General features: G+C 69.7%; 13 protein-coding genes. 10 read left to right on the top strand and 3 right to left on the bottom strand.

The window, feature by feature from the left end:
- Nucleotides 1–74: 74 nt before the first annotated feature.
- Both ABDW35_RS15975 and ABDW35_RS15970 read right to left on the bottom strand, forming a co-directional pair.
- Nucleotides 75–1,868: an ABC transporter substrate-binding protein gene (locus ABDW35_RS15975; protein ID WP_343714871.1), complete on the bottom strand. Its 1,794-nt coding sequence runs from the start codon at nucleotides 1,866–1,868 to the stop codon at nucleotides 75–77.
- Between the two features lie 251 nt (nucleotides 1,869–2,119).
- On the bottom strand, nucleotides 2,120–2,896 hold the full coding sequence (locus ABDW35_RS15970) for a GntR family transcriptional regulator (protein WP_343714870.1): 777 nt from the start codon (nucleotides 2,894–2,896) through the stop codon (nucleotides 2,120–2,122).
- Between the two features lie 195 nt (nucleotides 2,897–3,091).
- Between ABDW35_RS15970 and ABDW35_RS15965 the strand changes: the two genes are divergently transcribed.
- From ABDW35_RS15965 to ABDW35_RS15955, 3 genes are all read left to right on the top strand, one after another.
- Complete coding sequence (locus ABDW35_RS15965) at nucleotides 3,092–4,183, top strand: HlyD family secretion protein (protein ID WP_343714869.1); 1,092 nt, start codon at nucleotides 3,092–3,094, stop codon at nucleotides 4,181–4,183.
- Nucleotides 4,180–5,772: a DHA2 family efflux MFS transporter permease subunit gene (locus tag ABDW35_RS15960; RefSeq protein WP_343714868.1), complete on the top strand. Its 1,593-nt coding sequence runs from the start codon at nucleotides 4,180–4,182 to the stop codon at nucleotides 5,770–5,772. The genes ABDW35_RS15965 and ABDW35_RS15960 overlap by 4 nt, the downstream gene beginning before the upstream one ends.
- Before the next feature lie 126 nt (nucleotides 5,773–5,898).
- Complete coding sequence (locus tag ABDW35_RS15955; RefSeq protein ID WP_343714867.1) at nucleotides 5,899–6,051, top strand: hypothetical protein; 153 nt, start codon at nucleotides 5,899–5,901, stop codon at nucleotides 6,049–6,051.
- Here ABDW35_RS15955 and ABDW35_RS15950 read toward each other — a convergent pair.
- Nucleotides 6,048–7,526 carry a mannitol dehydrogenase family protein gene (locus ABDW35_RS15950; protein WP_343714866.1) on the bottom strand — a complete coding sequence of 493 codons (1,479 nt, stop codon included), beginning with the start codon at nucleotides 7,524–7,526 and terminating at the stop codon, nucleotides 6,048–6,050. The two genes, ABDW35_RS15955 and ABDW35_RS15950, sit on opposite strands and share 4 nt — an antisense overlap.
- 169 nt (nucleotides 7,527–7,695) lie before the next feature.
- Here ABDW35_RS15950 and ABDW35_RS15945 point away from each other — a divergent pair, with 169 nt between their 5' ends.
- From ABDW35_RS15945 to ABDW35_RS15915, 7 genes are all read left to right on the top strand, one after another.
- Complete coding sequence (locus ABDW35_RS15945) at nucleotides 7,696–8,463, top strand: substrate-binding domain-containing protein (protein ID WP_343714865.1); 768 nt, start codon at nucleotides 7,696–7,698, stop codon at nucleotides 8,461–8,463.
- A gap of 113 nt (nucleotides 8,464–8,576) precedes the next feature.
- Nucleotides 8,577–9,662 (top strand): ABC transporter substrate-binding protein, encoded by a 1,086-nt coding sequence (locus ABDW35_RS15940; RefSeq protein ID WP_343714864.1) that lies wholly within the window; start codon nucleotides 8,577–8,579, stop codon nucleotides 9,660–9,662.
- Entirely contained in the window at nucleotides 9,663–10,682 is a 1,020-nt protein-coding gene (locus ABDW35_RS15935; RefSeq protein ID WP_343714863.1) for an iron ABC transporter permease, read from the top strand.
- Complete coding sequence (locus ABDW35_RS15930) at nucleotides 10,673–11,452, top strand: ABC transporter ATP-binding protein (protein WP_343714862.1); 780 nt, start codon at nucleotides 10,673–10,675, stop codon at nucleotides 11,450–11,452. The genes ABDW35_RS15935 and ABDW35_RS15930 overlap by 10 nt, the downstream gene beginning before the upstream one ends.
- Nucleotides 11,453–11,856: 404 nt before the next feature.
- Nucleotides 11,857–13,125, top strand: a complete 1,269-nt coding sequence (ccrA, locus tag ABDW35_RS15925) for a crotonyl-CoA carboxylase/reductase (RefSeq protein WP_343714861.1) — start codon at nucleotides 11,857–11,859, stop codon at nucleotides 13,123–13,125.
- 118 nt (nucleotides 13,126–13,243) lie between these two features.
- Nucleotides 13,244–15,319, top strand: coding sequence for an AMP-binding protein (locus ABDW35_RS15920; RefSeq protein ID WP_343714860.1), 2,076 nt, complete (start codon nucleotides 13,244–13,246; stop codon nucleotides 15,317–15,319).
- Between the two features lie 38 nt (nucleotides 15,320–15,357).
- The coding region (locus ABDW35_RS15915) for a polyketide synthase (RefSeq protein ID WP_343714859.1) at nucleotides 15,358–16,313 on the top strand (956 nt) is incomplete at its 3' end.

The raw sequence follows: 16,313 nt of genomic DNA, 5'->3' as shown, positions 1-16,313 counted from the left end.
CCTGGTGCTGTTGCCGTTCGGAAAGGGTGCGCGCCCGGAGGCGCGCACCTGTCGCAGTCGGACAAATCTCGGCGCTACTTCGCGCCCGACGGCTGCAGCGACGTGATCACCAGCAGGCCGGTATGGGCCCAGAAGGCGCCGTTGGTGCCGCCGGCGACGTTGGTGGCGCTGGGCCAGCCCTTCCAGTAGTGGTTGTTGTAGGGGATCCGGTGCAGCCACTGGATCACCGGCACGTCGATCGTGTCGCGCCAGTAGATGCCCAGCGCCTTCGCCGCGCCCTCCTGGAACTTCGGATCGCTGGAATCGAGCGGCGAGATCTCGTCCAGGATCTTGTCGTATTCCGGGTTCTTGTAGCGCGAGAAGCGGTTGTTGCCGGCGGCCGAGCCGATCGTGCTGCTGTATTTGCCGTGGAACAGGTTCAGCGCCTCGAACGGATCATACAGGCTGGCGCCGTGGCCGAAGAGATAGAGGCCGGGCTTGCCGTCGATCATGTTCTGGAAGGCGTCGGTGCCGAAGTTGACGTTGGAGTCGAAGCCGGCCTGGCGCAGCATCTCGGCCAGCACCGGGGCTATGTCGCCATGGATGGTCTCGAAGGCCTGGATGGTGGCGTCGAAGGTCTTGCCGTCCTTCTCCCACAGCCCGTCGCCGTTCTTGGCGAAGCCGGCCTCGGTCATCAGCTTCGCACTCTCGTCGAGGTCGAACTTGCCGGGCTGGTACTTCTCCTCCTCCGCCTTCACGGCCGGGGAGTCCGCGAATTTCTGCAGGTTCGGATACAGCGGGAACGGGTAGATCGTGGCGATCTTGGCGCCGTCGTAGAGCACCTCGTTGATGCGGTCGCGGTCGATCGCCAGGCTGATCGCCTTGCGCACCCGCGCGTCGCTGTAGGGCGCCAGCTGGGTGTTCATCCACAGCGAGTTCGGCCACCAGTCGAGATAGCCATAGGGCGACTCCGTACCGGTCCAGGACTGGATGTCCTTGTTCTGCTCGACGATGTTGCCGATCACCTGGGCGCGCATGTCGACCGAGCTGTCGAACTCGTTGTTCACCAGGCGCTGCGCCACCGTGTCGATCGGCTGGTTCAGCACGTTGACGATGACGACGCGCTTCACCGCCGGCTGGCCGGACCGCCCCGCCTTCACCGCCCACCAGTCGGACCGCAGATCCATGATCTTCTGGTTGGCGTTCCAGGCGACGACATTGTAGGGCCCGGAATGCGGGATCTGGTCGAGGCCCACGGCCGCGGTCGGGTTCGGCTGGGCCGATTCCCACTCCGCCGGCACGATCGGCAGGCCGGTGTCGAACTTCTCGGTCAGCACCTCGAACTTGAAGCGCGGCGCCGGCTGCTTGAACTTGACCTCGACGGTCAGGTCGTCCTTGGCGCTGACGCTGTCGACGAACTGCTCGAAATGCGCGTGGTAGGGCAGCGTGTCATACTTCATCTGCCCTTCGAAGGTGTAGACCACGTCCTTGGACGTGACCGGCTTGCCGTCGCTCCACTTCGCGTCCTTGTTGAGCTTGATCTCCAGCGTTTTGAAGTCCGGCGTGGTGTATTCCATGCTGTCGGCCAGCCACGGCACGAACTCGCCCTTGAAGATGGCGAAGTACATCAGCGGCTCGAACAGCAGGTTGTTGCCTTCCTGATGGGTGTAGCCCGGCAGCACCCACGGGTTGGTGGTGCCGACCGAGGTGCCGCCGGCGACGCCCCAGCCGAGGATCAGCGTCTGGTTGCGGGGCACGTCCGGCAGCGGGCTCTTGGGCGTGATCTCCTGCGCCGCCGGCAGGCCGGCGGCCTGCCCGAAGGCCGCGGCCGGCGCTATCAGCGCCGCCGCGGCGAGCACGACGCCGGCAAGGCGTCTCAACTGGATCATGGACCGGATCTCCTCCCTGTGATTGTCGAACGGGACGGATGTCGTCCCCGCCCCTTACCGGCGCCGCTCGCGGCACCAATCGTCACAAAGCCAAAGGATCTCGCACATCGATCGACAGTCATCGATCGATCATGGTCACGCTTCCATTGTCGGAAACGCCATGTCCGGTAACTTCCTGCTTTCCTCCTCCAGACACGATATTGCCCATCCTCAAGCAATTCGCGCCTTGTATATTTGACTCACACCCTAGGTCAGTTTCCCGGCGGGCTCAACTCATTCCGGCTGTTGCGGCGCGCCGCACGCATCTGTTCGATGATGTGGCGCCCCGATCCCTCGACATGGCGGGCCAGCACCGCCGCCGCCGCATCCGCGTCATGGGCCTTGATCGCGTCCAGCACCTCCTGGTGCTCCCGCATCACCGCGGCCTGGCGGCCGAGCGAGATGGGCAGCCGGCGGCTGATCGCGCGCAGGATCTCGCGGTGCTTCCACCACAGGTCCAGCGCGTGCCGGTTGTAGTGCCGCTCATACATCGTGTGGTGGAACTGCGTGTCCAGCACGCCGTGGCGCACCGGGTCTGAATAGTTCAGCCGCACCATCTCGGCATGCATCGCCTCCAGCGCGGCGATGTCGGCCTCGGTGGCGATGCCGACGAACCAGCGGGTCAGCGCCGGCTCGATCAGCACCTCGATCTCGTAGACGTCGCGGATGAACTCCTCGTCGATCGGCCGCACCCGCGCGCCGCGATTGGGCGTCATCACCACGAAGCCCTCGCCGCGCAGCTGCTGCAGCGCCTCGCGCACCGGGTTGGTCGAGGTGCCGTGCCGCTCCGCCAGCTCGGCGACGATCAGCCGGGCATTGGCCGGGATGCGGCCGGAGATGATGTCCTCGCGGATCGCCTCATAGACCGTTCCTTCACGGTCCGGCGAATGGAAGCCCGGCAGCTCCGGGACGGGAATGACGCTGTCGGGCGGGGCGTCTCCCGCCCCGCCTACCGCCGCCTCCCGATGTCGAGCCTGGGGATTCGACACGCGATCCTCCGGATTTCGTGTACGATCTTTGCCGGACTTGCCACGAAATGTCGAGCCGGAACGGCGCGGCATGCGAGTTGCCGGAGCGAGCGGGCGGAACCCGACCCGGCGCGGCCTCATTTCCGACAGCAGGACCCCGCGGCCGCCCGGCCGCCGCAGGGCCGCCCCATGCCCGGGCGGCCGGGAGAGCTTGTCATGACGCCAGATGATGCACAGCGCGCCGGGACGCCGGCAGCGGAGGACCGGAAGCCGCCCGAGGATCGCCGTGGCTTTTTCGCCCGGCACGGCAAGGCGGTGCTGATCGGCGCGATCGCGGCCGTGGTGGTGCTGGCCGCCGCCATTGGCTGGTGGCTGCATGCCCGCAACTACGAGAGTACCGACGACGCCTTCATCGACGCCCGCACCGTCTCGATCAGCCCGCAGGTCAGCGGCGCGATCGTCGATGTGCCGGTGACCGACAACCAACTGGTCGAGGCCGGCGCCGTGCTGGCCCGGATCGACGACCGCGACTACGCCGCCGCCCTGGCGCAGGCGAAGGCCAAGGTCGACCAGTCCCAGGCCGACATCGCCAACTTCGCGGCGCAGATCGAGGCGCAGCAGGCCCGGGTCGACCAGTCGCGGCTGCAGGTCACCGCGGCCCAGGCGGCGCTGCAATTCGCCCAGGACGAGAACAAGCGGGCGCAGGACCTGGTGAAGACCGGCGCCGGCACGCAGCAGCGGGCCGACCAGTCGGCGACCGACCTGCGCCAGCGCCAGGCCGATTTCGACAGCGCCCAGGCCGGGCAGATCTCCGCCGACAAGCAGCTGGGCGTGCTGCGGGCCCAGGCCCAGGGCGCCCGGGCGGCGCTGGAACAGGCGCAGGCCTCGCTGCTGCAGGCCCAGGCCAACCAGGACCGGACGGTGCTGACGGCGCCGGTCGCCGGCCGCGTCTCCAAGCTGTCGGCCGCCCGCGGTGCCTATGCCTCGCCCGGGCAGAGCCTGATGATGCTGGTGCCGCGCGAGGTCTGGGTCACCGCCAATTTCAAGGAAACGCAGCTGGACCTGATGCGCCCGGGCCAGCCGGTGTCGATCTCGATCGACGCCTATCCGGACCGCGACTTCCCGGGCCATATCGACAGCCAGCAATTCGGCAGCGGCACCGCCTTCGCCCTGCTGCCGGCGGAGAATGCGACCGGCAACTACGTCAAGGTGGTGCAGCGCGTGCCGGTGAAGATCGTGTTCGACCAGCCGCCGGACCTGCCGCTCGGCCCCGGCATGTCGGTGGTGCCGACCGTGACGGTGCGATGAGCGCCGGGGCGGAGGCCGCCGGCAGCCGCTCCGCCGCCGGTGGCCGCAACCCGTGGGTGATCGCGGGGGTGGTCTCGATCGCCACCTTCATGGAGGTGCTGGACACCTCGATCGCCAATGTCGCGCTGCGGCACATCGCGGGCGGGCTGGCGGCCGGGCAGGACGAGAGCACCTGGGTGATCACCAGCTACCTCGTCGCCAATGCCGTGGTGCTGCCGATCAGCGGCTGGCTGTCCAGCGTGGTCGGGCGCAAGCGCCTGTACATGATCTGCGTCGCCCTGTTCACCGTCAGCTCGCTGCTGTGCGGGTTGTCCACGAGCCTGGAGATGCTGATCGTCTGCCGCGTGCTGCAGGGGCTGGGCGGCGGCGGGCTGGCGCCGAGCGAGCAGTCGATCCTGGCCGACACCTTCCCACCGGAGAAGCGGGCCCAGGCCTTCGGCATCTACGGCATCGCCGTGATCGTGGCCCCGACCTTCGGCCCGACCATCGGCGGCTGGATCACCGACAACTTCTCCTGGCACTGGATCTTCCTGATCAACGTGCCGATGGGCGTGGCCTCGCTGCTGCTGGTGCAGTGGCTGCTGGTCGAGCCGGAGGTGCTGCAGCAGGAACGGAAGAAAGCCCTGGCCGGCGGGCTGAAGGTCGACTGGATCGGGCTGCTGCTGGTGGCGCTGTGGCTCGGCTGCCTCGAGGTGATGCTGGACAAGGGCCAGCGGGAGGACTGGTTCGATTCCGGCTTCATCGTCACCTTCGCCCTGATCTCCTTCCTGTCCCTGGTCGCGCTGATACCGTGGGAGCTGTCCCGCAAGGACCCGATCGTCGACATCCGGCTGGTGCTGCGCCGCCAGTTCGGCACCACCTGCCTGGTGATGATGGCGGTGGGCGCCATCCTCTACAGCTCGACCCAGATCCTGCCGCAGCTGCTGCAGGAGCAGTACGGCTACACCGCCACCTGGGCCGGGCTGGCGCTGATGCCGGGCGGGCTGGTGATGTTCCTGCTGATGCCGATCTCCTCCCGCCTCACCAACCTGGTGGCGCCGAAATACCTGATCATGGCCGGCATGGCGGTGGTGGCGCTGGCGATGTGGCATTTCACCAGCCTCTCCCCCGACGCGGATTTCAGCTACTTCGCCTGGTCGCGGGTGTTCCAGATGGTCGGCCTGCCCTTCCTGTTCCTGCCGATCACCACCGCCTCCTACGCCGACCTGCCGCCGGAGAAGACCGGCCAGGCCTCGGCCCTGATCAATGTGGCGCGCAACCTGGGCGGGTCGATCGGCGTGTCGCTGTCGACCACACTGCTGGCGCGGAACGCGCAGGTGCACCAGAGCTATCTGGCCGGCCATGCCTCGCCCTCCGACCTCGGCTACCAGCAGGGGCTGGACCAGGCGACCGCGCATTTCCTGGCCCAGGGCGCGGGCCAAGCGGCGGCGCAGCAGCAGGCCTTCGGCTGGATCGGCCAGCTGGTGCAGGACCAGGCCACGCTGCTGTCCTATATCGACGTCTTTCAGGCGCTGGCGATCCTGGCCCTGCTGATGGTGCCGGTGGCGCTGCTGCTGCGCCGCGGGCGGTCCGGCGCGGCGGCCGGCTGACGGAACCCCGGCGTGTCGGCGGCCATTGTTCCGGAAACGCAACAACGACCAGAGGAGGCGGAGTTGGTTTCGGACCAGGAGGCGCCGGGCCGCCGCGCGCCGGATCCTATCGGACGACCGCCCGACATGGAGCCCGAAGGCGAGCGGGTGATCGAGCGGGCGCAGGACATCAGCCTGGCGCGCGGGCCGGATCAGGAGGGCGGGTCGCGCTGGACGCTGCCGATCCTGTTCGCCCTGCTCGCCATCGTCGTGGTGCTGCTGATCCTGGCGCTGACCTAGGCCCCGCCCGCCGCATAACGGGCCAGGGTCGCCCGGGTGCCGATGTCCCAGAGCGACCGCAGGCTGTCGGCGAAGGCGGCGGCGAACCGCGCGGACGTCCCGACATCGCCATAGATGTCGGTCATCGCGATCCAGGCCGTCGGGTCCGCCTTTGCGGCCCGGGCGCGCGGCTGCAGGGCGTCCCAGGCCGTGTCGTTCGGCGGCAGCTGCCGGCCGGAATCGGTCGTGCCGAAGCAGTGGCGGCACCACAGGGCCGAGACCAGGGCCAGCCCGTCGACGCTGCCGCCCGCCTTCAGCCGATCGGCGATCACCGGGATGATGAATTTCGGCTGCCGGTCGGAGCCGTCGCGGGCCAGCCGCGGGATGGTGTCGGCCACCTTCGGGTTCAGGAACCGCTTCTGCACCAGCCGGAAATAGGCGTCGAGATCGGTGTCCGGCACCGGCGGGACCGAGGGGATGATCTCCTCGCGCTCCAGCCTGGCGAGAAACGCGCCGATCTCCGGATCCTCCATCGCCTCATGCACGAAACGGATGTCCAGCAGCTCGCCCGGATAGGCGATCGCCGCGTGGCCGCCGTTGAGGATCCGGATCTTCATCAGCTCATAGGGCGCGACATCCGACACGAAGGTGACGCCGACCTTTTCCAGCGCCGGCCGGCCCGCGGTGAAATGGTCCTCCAGCACCCATTGCTTGAACTCCTCGCAATAGACCGGGCTGGCATCGGCGATGCCGAAGGCCTCGCGGCAATGCTCGATCTCGCGCGGCCCGGTCGCCGGGGTGATGCGGTCGACCATCGCGTTCGGGAAGGCGACATGGGCCGAAATCCAGTCCGCGAGGCCGGGATCGGACAGCCGGGCCAGCCCGGCCACCGCCGCCTGGGCGGCATGGCCGTTGCCCGGGATGTTGTCGCAGGACAGCACGGTGAAGGGCACCAGCCCGGCGGCGCGGCGGCGCTTCAGCCCGGCGACGATCAGGCCGAACACCGTCTTCGGGTCGTCCGGGCTGCGGCTGTCGGCGACGATCGCCGGATGCTCCGGGTCGAAGACGCCGGAGGCCGGGTGCAGGAAATAGCCGCCCTCGGTGATGGTCAGCGAGACGATGCGGATCGCCGGATCGGCCAGCGCGGCGATGGTGGCGGCCCGGTCCTGCGGGTCGAGGAAGCCGATCATCGCCCCGGTGACCCGCGCCGCGGTGTGGCCGGTGTCCTGCTCCACCACCGTGGTCAGCCAGTCCTGCGCCTGCAGCCGGTCGCGCATCGCGCCGTCATAGGCGGTGACGCCGGCGCCGATCAGGCCCCAGTCGCGGCCCTCGCCGAGGTTCAGCAGCGCGTCGAGATAGATCGCCTGATGGGCCCGGTGGAAGTTGCCGATGCCGAAATGCACGATCCCGGCCGACAGGTCCTCGCGCCGATAGGACGGCACGGCCGCCCGCGCCGAGATCGCATCGAGATTAGCCAGCGTCAGTGACGTCGCCATCGCATCGCTCCTTGTGGCCGCCCGGCCTCCGCCTCCCGCGCCCGATCAGTATCAGGCCGCCGGAGCGGACGGCAATGATCGGCGCGCCCGGGCCGGTCGCGATGCCGGTCCACGATGGACGTGCGGCCCGGGCGGCGGCACAGTCGCGTCGCCACAGCAGGAGCCGCCGATGACAACCGACCGGATCACCGTCTACGCCGCCGGCAGCCTGCGCGTGGTCCTGCCGGCGGTGGCCGCCGCCTTCACCGCGGCGACGGGGATCGCGGTCGACACCCGATACGGCCCCGCCGGGCTGCTGCGCGAACGGATCGAGGCCGGCGACCGGCCCGACCTGTTCCTGTCCGCCGATCTCGGCCACCCGGCGCGGCTGGCGGCGGCGGGCCTGGCCGGGCCGCCGGTGCTGTTCGCCCGCAATGCTATGGTCGCCCTGGCCCATCGCCGGGCCGGGGTGGCGGGCAGCGCCGACCTGCTGGACCGGATGCTGGACCCGGCCATCCGCCTGGGCACCTCGACGCCGCTGAAGGACCCGTCGGGCGACTATGCCTGGGCGATCTTCCGCCGGGCCGACCGGCTGCGGCCCGGCGCCTTCGAGACGCTCGACGCCAAGGCCCTGAAGCTGGTCGGCGGATCCGAGCCGCCGCCGGACGCACCAGTGACGGCCCCGTACAGCCCGATCGCGAAAGCCCTGGCCGAGGGCGAGGCCGACATCTTCCTGGGCTATGCCACCGGACTGCGGCCGCTGGCCGCCGGGCATGCGGACCTCGCCGTCATCGACCTGCCGGCGGAGCTGACGGTCGGCCCGGAATACGGCTTGGCGCTGCTGGCCGGCGGTTCGCCGGACGCGGCCCGCTTCGCCCTGTTCCTGCTGTCGCTGGACGGCCAGATGCTGCTGCGCCAAGCCGGCTTCGCCGCGGTCGCGCTGCCGGCGGAGGGCTGACCGACGGCCCCGGACGGCGTTGCCGCCCCGCCCCGATCGATATATACGCTCCCATACAGCGGCGCTGCGCGGCGCGCCGGCAGAATCATGGCACAACAGGGTCCCGGGGACAGATGATGACATCGTGGCATCGCGGCCTGCGCGGCGCTCTGGCGCTGCTGTTCGCCGCCTGGCTTCTGGCGCAGCCGCCGGCCCCGGCCCTGGCGGCGGACGCGACGGCCACCGTGACGGTGACCGATCAGCTGAACCGCAGTGTCACCGTGCCGGCCGATGTCCGGCGCATCGTCGTGCTGCAGCACCAGACGCTGGACATCCTGGTCGAGCTGGGCGCCGCCGACCGCATCGTCGGCGTGCTGCGCAGCTGGCCCAGCCTGATCCCCGGCCTGGACCGCTACGCGCCGCGGCTGAAGGGCCTGCCCACCCCCGGCGACCTGTCGATGGTGAATGTCGAGGAGCTGCTGACGCTGAAGCCCGACGTCGTCTTCGTCACCAACTATGCCCCGGCGGCGATGATCGACCAGATCAGCCGTGCCGGCATCCCGGTCGTCGCCATCTCGCTGTCGCAGGGCGAGGGCGTCGAGGCGCCGAAGCTGAACCCGACCTTCGCCGACGACGACGTGGCCTATGCCGAGGGGCTGAAGGCCGGGGTGACGCTGATCGGCCGCATCGTCGGCAAGGCCGACCGCGCCGACGAGTTGATCGACTATGCCTTCACCCGGCGCAAGCGGGTGGAGGACCGGGTGGCCGGGATCCCGGCGGGCGAGCGCATCCGCCTGTACATGGCCAATCCCGACCTGAACACCTACGGCTCCGGCAAGTACACTGGCGTGATCATGGCCCGGTCGGGCGGTGTGAACGTGGCCGCCGGCGTGCGCGGCGCCACCAGGGTGTCGATGGAGGACATCCTGGCCTGGGACCCGCAGGTGATCTTCGTGCAGGACCGCTACGCCCCGGTGGCTGACCAGATCCGCCAGGGCAGCGCCTGGCAGCAGGTGGACGCGGTGAAGTCCGGCCGCATCTACATCACCCCGGAATATGTGAAGCCCTGGGGCTATCCGCTGCCCGAGGCGCTGGCGCTGGGCGAGCTGTGGATGGCCAAGACGCTGTATCCCGACCGCTTTGCCGATATCGACATGCAGGCGGAGGCCGACGCCTACTACCGACGCTTCTACGGCCAGCCCTACACCGGTCCGAACTAGGTGGCGCGGTCGCGGACGACGGCCCGGCTGACGGCGCTGCTGCTGGTGCTGGCGCCGGTCGCCATCTTCCTGCTGTCCTTCCTGGTCGGCCGCTATCCGGTGCCGCCGCTGACCGTGATCCGGGTGATCGCCGCCCAGCTCCTGCCGGTGACGCCGGACTGGCCGGCGGTGGTCGGGTCGGTGTTGCTGGATGTCCGCCTGCCGCGCGTGGTCGCCGCCATGCTCGTCGGCGGCGGCCTGGCGATGTCCGGCGCCTGCTACCAGGGCGTGTTCCGCAACCCGCTGGTGTCGCCCTTCACCCTCGGCGTCTCGGCCGGGGCCGGCTTCGGCGCCGCCATCGCCATCCTGCTGTTCCAGCAGCGCTACGCCGTCCAGCTCTGCGCCTTCGCCTTCGGCCTGGCCGCCGTGGGCCTGTGCTTCTGCATGGGCCGGATGTATCGCGCCGGCTCCACCCTGGTGCTGGTGCTGGCCGGGGTGATCGTCGGGTCGCTGTTCACGGCGCTGCTGTCGCTGCTGAAATATGTCGCCGACCCGAACTCCAAGCTGCCGGTGATCGAGTTCTGGCTACTCGGCTCCCTCTCCTCGGTGTCGATGGCCGACATCGCCGCGGTGGCCGCTGTGGCCGTGCCCAGCGCCGCCATCCTGCTGCTGCTGCGCTGGCGCATCACCCTGCTGGCGATGGGCGACGAGCAGGCGCGGATCCTGGGCGTCGAGGCCGGGCGGCTGCGCGCCGTGGTGGTGCTGCTGGCGACGCTGATCGCCGCCTCCACCGTCGCCATCAGCGGCATCATCGGCTGGGTCGGGCTGGTGATCCCGCATTTCGCCCGGATCCTGGTCGGGCCGGATTTCCGCCGCCTGCTGCCGGCCACCCTGTCACTCGGCGCCTGCTACCTGCTGGTGATCGACGACATCGCCCGGTCGGTGACGGCGGCGGAGATCCCGCTGGGCATCCTCACCGCCCTGGTCGGGGCGCCGGCCTTCATGCTGCTGCTGCGCCGCGGGTCGCTGGGATGGGCGTGATCCTGCAGGCCGAGGGGCTGGGCTTCGCCTATCCCGGCCGGGCGCGGCCGGCGTTCGAGGGCGTCGGCCTCGACGTCTCGGCCGGCGAGATCCTGTGCGTACTGGGGCCGAACGGCATCGGCAAGTCGACCCTGCTGCGCTGCCTGGCCGGGCTGGCGGCGCCGACCGCCGGCACCGTCCGCGTCGCCGGCCGGCCGATCGCCACGCTGGGCCGGGCCGAGATCGCGCGCCACCTGGCGCTGGTGCCGCAGAGCCATCAGTCGGTCTTCGCCTTCCCTGTGCGCACGGTGGTGGAGATGGGGCGGGCGCCGCATCTCGGCTGGTTCGCGGTGCCGGGACGGGAGGATGCGGCGCGGGCCGAGGAGGCGCTGGAGACGCTGGGCATCGCCCATCTGGCCGACGCGCCCTACACCGAGATCAGCGGCGGCGAGCAGCAGCTGGTGCAGATCGCCCGGGTGCTGGCGCAGGGGCCGGCGCTGATGATCCTGGACGAGCCGACCGCCCATCTCGACTTCGCCAACCAGGCCCGGTTCCTGGCGCTGGTGCGCCGGCTGGCGCGGCAGGGGCTGGGCATCATCTTCACCACCCACGCCCCGGATCACGCCCATGCGCTGGCCGACCGGACGCTGATCCTGTCGCCGTCGCAGCCGCCCCTGCTGGGCCCGACTCCGGATCTGCTGACCGAGGAGACGCTGACCGGTGCCTATGGCGTGCCGATCCGGCTGGTGCGCGCGGACGGGCACGTTGCTTGCGTCGCCGTGGTGGAGTGACGCAGACGCCGAATTGGCCTGTCACTGATCCGCCAGACGCCTTGTCCGCCTTCCGATCGTCGCCTCTCCTGCAGCGGCCGGATTAGGATTCGCAGCTCACGAAGCGATTTTCGCTAAATTATGACGACAATCTATTTATCAGACAATATAGTAATTACTGATTAATTTTAGCTATCATTCAGAATTTTCTGTCCGACATTCCTCCTAATCGACGATTCTTTTTCCTTGCCACAAGTCGATCAAAATGGCACATCTGCTTCAGCGGATTATTGGCAGCCTCTGCGCGAGACAAACATCGCCGCGATGCCGATCTTCTGACAAAAATCACTGCTGAAAAAAGCGAACTTTATTTCATCGCCGAGAATAGCCCTCTGGCTTTGCCGATGCGGATCGGGAGGGGTGTCATGTTAACGCAATTTGAAGGGAACGTTCCCGGACCGTCGATCGCGGCCGGGACGGTGTTCGAGCTTGGCCAGCCCATTCCGCTGGGGATCGTCCCGGACCGGATGCATGCCTGGACCATCCGCCGCGAAAGCCATGGCGATCCGTCGACCGCGTTCCGGCAGGAGGTTGTCGACGTCCCGGCGATCGGGCCGGACGAGGTCCTGGTCCTGGTGATGGCCGCCGGCGTCAACTACAACGGCGTCTGGGCTGCCTTGGGGCACCCGGTTTCGCCGATGGACTTCCACGACCATCCGTTCCACATCGCCGGCTCGGATGCGTCCGGGATCGTCTGGGCGGTCGGGTCGAATGTCCGCAACTGGCGTGTCGGCGACGAGGTCGTGGCCCATTGCTGCCAGGTCGACGGCGACGACGAGGAATGCAACGGCGGCGACCCGATGCTGTCGCCGACCCAGAAGATCTGGGGCTACGAGACCTCATACGGCGCCTTCGCCCAGTTCACCCGCGTCCAGGCGGCGCAGCTTCTGCCGAAGCCCCGGCATCTGAGCTGGGAGGCAGCCGCCTGTTACACGCTGGTTCTGGCCACCGCCTACCGGATGCTGTTCGGCCACGCGCCGCATGTCCTCGGCCCCGGCAGGACCGTCCTGATCTGGGGTGCTGCGGGCGGCCTCGGCTCCATGGCGATCCAGCTGGCGGCGGTGGTCGGGGCGCGGCCGATCGCCGTCGTGTCGGACGAGACCAAGGCCGCCCATGCCCGGAAGCTCGGCGCGGCGGCGACGATCAACCGGTCGCAATTCGACTGCTGGGGCACGCCGCCGCCGATCGGGTCGCCCGACTATGCGGGCTACCTGGACAGGGTGAAGGCCTTCGGCCGGGCCGTGCGCCAGGCGGCCGGGCCGGGCGGCGAGGTCGACATCGTCTTCGAGCATCCCGGGCGCGACACCTTCGCGGTGTCGAGCTTCCTGGTGAAGCGCGGCGGCATGGTGGTGTTCTGCGCCGCGACCAGCGGCTACGACCTGACCTTCGACGCCCGCTATGTGTGGATGCGGCAGAAGCGGATCCAGGGCAGCCATTTCGCCAATCTAAAGCAGGCGGCCGAGGCCAACCGCCTGGTCATGGCCGGCCGCATCGATCCCTGCCTGTCGGAGCTGTTCGCCTGGGAGGAGCTGCCGGCCGCCCATGCCAAGATGCTGCGGAACCAGCATCTGCCCGGCAACATGGCGGTGCTGATCCATGCCGCGCGCCCCGGCGAGGGGGCACGGCTGGAATGACCGGCTGAGACGGCCCGGCGACACGCACACCCACACTCACGGACTGGACCGAGCCGGCGCCCTCCCTAGGTGCAGGCTCCCCGATGCCGCGACCCTTTGGGCGCGCAAGGAGACCCTGATGGCGACAGACCCGCTGAAGGCCGATGATCGCTGCTTCTCGGACATTCTCGCCCGGCGGGCCGAGGCACACCCGGCCAAGGATGCGCTGGTCGTGGTCGGCACCGATGGCGCCGAGAAGCTGCGGCTGGGCTATGGCGAGCTCGGCGCGCAGGTGGACCGGTATGCGGCCGGGCTGATCGCACGCGGCCTGGCCGGGCAGCGGGCGCTGATGCTGTTCGAGCCCGGGGCCGGCTTCGTCGTCGCCTTCATGGCCTGCCTGCGCGCGGGCGTGACCGCCCTGCCCTGCCACCTGGCCAAGCCGGGCCGGTCCACCTGGGACCGGCTGATCGCCATCGTGCAGGACTCCGACGCCGCCTGCATCCTGACCGAGGAGGCGTCGATCCCGAAGCTGACCGGCTGGTTCGCCGACAGCCCGGAGCTGTCGGCGCTGCCGATGCTGTCGCCGGGCGACCTCGATGCGGACCCGTCCAGCATCGGCTGGCAGCGTACGTCGGCCGACACCCCGGCCTTCCTGCAATACACCTCGGGGTCGACCGGCATCCCCAAGGGCACGGTCGTGACCTTCGGCAACCTGATCGCCAATGCGGCGGTGATCGGCCCGCATTGCGGTTTCGACTTCGATGCCGTCACCGTGTGCTGGCTGCCGCCCTATCACGACCTCGGGCTGATCGGGAACATCCTGCAGTCGCTGCTGGACGGGGCGCTGTGCGTGCTGCTGCCGCCGGTGTCGCTGATCCAGAACCCGCGGCGGTGGCTGGAGACCATCAGCCGGTACCGGGCCACGATCAGCATGGCGCCGAACTTCGCCTATGAGCTGTGCGTCCGCCGGATCCCGCCCGAGAAGCGGGAAGGCCTCGACCTGTCGAGCTGGCGATCCGCCGTCAACGCCGCCGAGCCGATCCGCGCCTCGACCATCGACGGCTTCGTCGAGGCGTATCAGGACTATGGCTTCCGTGCGGAAACCTTCCGGCCGGTCTACGGCTTGGCCGAAGCGACGCTGATGGTGTCGGTCGGCGATCTCGACCGGCCGGCCCGGATGCTGTCGGTGGATGCGGGCGCGGTCGACGCCGGAAGAGTCGTCCAGGCCTCCGGCGCGGGATCCCGCCTGATCGTCAGCTCCGGCAAGGTCCGGCCGCCGCAGCAGGTCGCGATCGTCGATCCGGAGAGCCTGCGGATCTGCACCGAGGGCGTGGTCGGCGAGGTCTGGGTGTCGGGCCCCTGCGTCGCCAGCGGCTACTGGCGGCGGCCCGAAGTCTCGGCCGAGACCTTCGGCGCGCGCTTGGCGGACGGGCAAGGGCCGTTCCTGCGGACCGGTGACCTCGGCGTCGTCATCGATGGCGAGCTGTACATCACCGGACGGATCAAGGAAGTCATGATCGTCCGCGGCCGGAACATCTATCCACAGGACATCGAGGCCACTGTGCAGCGCGCGCATGACGCGCTCAAGCCCGCGGGCGGGGCGGTGTTCTCGATCGACCGCGAGAACGGCGAGGCGATCGTCGTGGTGCAGGAGATCGAACGCTCCTGGCTGGCCACGGCGAACCGCGACGAGCTGGTGGCCCGGATCCGCGACGCCGTGTTCCAGGAACACGAGCTGACGGTGGCGGAGGTGGTGCTGACAAAGCCCGAGACCGTGCCGAAGACCTCGGCCGGCAAGATCCAGCGCGTGCTGTGCCGCGAGCTGTACCGGCGCGGCGAGCTGGAGCAGGCGATCCAGGGCCGGTCGGCCCGGACCGCGCCGATCACCGTACGGCCGACCGAGGCCGCCATGCCGGCGGATGCGGCGGGCGCCATCCCCGCCCTGATCGCGCGCTGGGCGGCCGGCCGGGGGATCCGGATCCCTGAGGCCGGCCGGACCTTCGCCGAGGCCGGCTTCGACTCCGTCAGCGCCGTCGAGCTGACCCATTTCCTGGAGACCGAGTTGGGGCTGGAGCTGGACCAGACCCTGCTGTGGACCTGCACCACGGTCGAGGCGCTGTCGCGCCATCTGGCCGCGCTGCTGGCCCCCGGCGCCCCGGCCGGAGCCAAGGCGGCGGCGCCGGCGCAGCCGATCGCGGACTCGGCCAACTGGTAGCGGGGGCCAAGGTGCAGGCTGAACACGAGGCAAGGCCGATGAACACCCGGCCGGCACGCGGCGCCCCGGTCGACCCGGTCGCGATCATCGGCATGGCGTTCCGCCTGCCGGGCGACAACGACACCCCGTCCGCCTTCTGGGAGTTCATCACCTCCGGGGCGGTCGCCATTCGCGAGACGCCCGCGGACCGCTTCGACATCGATGCCTGGCATTCGCCCGATCCCGACCGGTCGGGCACGACCTATTCGCGGCGGGCCGGCTATGTCGCCGATCCCTACGGCTTCGACCCGGAGTTCTTCCGCATCTCGCAGGCCGAGGCGCTGGAGATGGACCCGCAGCAGCGCTGGATGCTGCTGCTGTGCTGGAGCGCGCTGGAGCATGCCGGGATCGTGCCGTCGACCCTGCGTGGGCAGCGCGTCGGCCTGTTCCTGACCGCCGGCGACGTCGATTATGCGCGCCGGACCGTCGCGTCGGGCGACCCGCACCGCATCACCGCCTGGGGCAAGCTCGGCGCCAACCGCGCGGTCGGCGTCGGCCGTGTCGCCTACACGCTCGGGCTGCAGGGGCCGGCGATCTTCCTGGATTCGGCCTGTTCTGCCTCGCTCACGGCGGTGCATCTGGCGGCGCAGAGCCTGCGCTGCGGCGACTGCGACCTGGCGATCGCCGGCGGCGTCAACCTGATCCTGGGACCCGAGGAGACGATCGGCTTCGCCCGGCTGCAGGCGATGTCGCGCACCGACACCTGCCGCACCTTCGACGCCAAGGCCGACGGCTATATCCGCGGTGAGGGCGGCGCCGTCGTCGTGCTGAAGCGCGCCGGCGAGGCGATGGCCGACCGCGACCGGGTCGAGGCGCTGCTGGTCGGGTCCGCCGTGAACAATGACGGCGCCAGCAACGGCCTGACGGCGCCGAACGGCGCGGCGCAGGAGGCGGTGATCCGCCAGGCGCTGGCCCAGGCCGGCGCCGGGCCGGAGGACGTCGTGTATGTCGAGGC

Source organism: Inquilinus sp. (genome assembly GCF_039594555.1).
Lineage (GTDB): Bacteria > Pseudomonadota > Alphaproteobacteria > DSM-16000 > Inquilinaceae > Inquilinus.
The sequence above is the reverse complement of the archived record's forward strand: the minus strand, read 5'-3'. Positions and strand labels throughout refer to the sequence as shown.

Coding starts and splice junctions, on each gene's coding strand:
- ABDW35_RS15955 (WP_343714867.1), top strand. CDS start 5,899: ATGGAGCCCGAAGGCGAGCGGGTGATCGAGCGGGCGCAGGACATCAGC.
- ABDW35_RS15960 (WP_343714868.1), top strand. CDS start 4,180: ATGAGCGCCGGGGCGGAGGCCGCCGGCAGCCGCTCCGCCGCCGGTGGC.
- ABDW35_RS15945 (WP_343714865.1), top strand. CDS start 7,696: ATGACAACCGACCGGATCACCGTCTACGCCGCCGGCAGCCTGCGCGTG.
- ABDW35_RS15930 (WP_343714862.1), top strand. CDS start 10,673: ATGGGCGTGATCCTGCAGGCCGAGGGGCTGGGCTTCGCCTATCCCGGC.
- ABDW35_RS15920 (WP_343714860.1), top strand. CDS start 13,244: ATGGCGACAGACCCGCTGAAGGCCGATGATCGCTGCTTCTCGGACATT.
- ABDW35_RS15965 (WP_343714869.1), top strand. CDS start 3,092: ATGACGCCAGATGATGCACAGCGCGCCGGGACGCCGGCAGCGGAGGAC.
- ABDW35_RS15940 (WP_343714864.1), top strand. CDS start 8,577: ATGATGACATCGTGGCATCGCGGCCTGCGCGGCGCTCTGGCGCTGCTG.
- ABDW35_RS15975 (WP_343714871.1), bottom strand. CDS start 1,868: ATGATCCAGTTGAGACGCCTTGCCGGCGTCGTGCTCGCCGCGGCGGCG.
- ccrA (WP_343714861.1), top strand. CDS start 11,857: ATGTTAACGCAATTTGAAGGGAACGTTCCCGGACCGTCGATCGCGGCC.
- ABDW35_RS15950 (WP_343714866.1), bottom strand. CDS start 7,526: ATGGCGACGTCACTGACGCTGGCTAATCTCGATGCGATCTCGGCGCGG.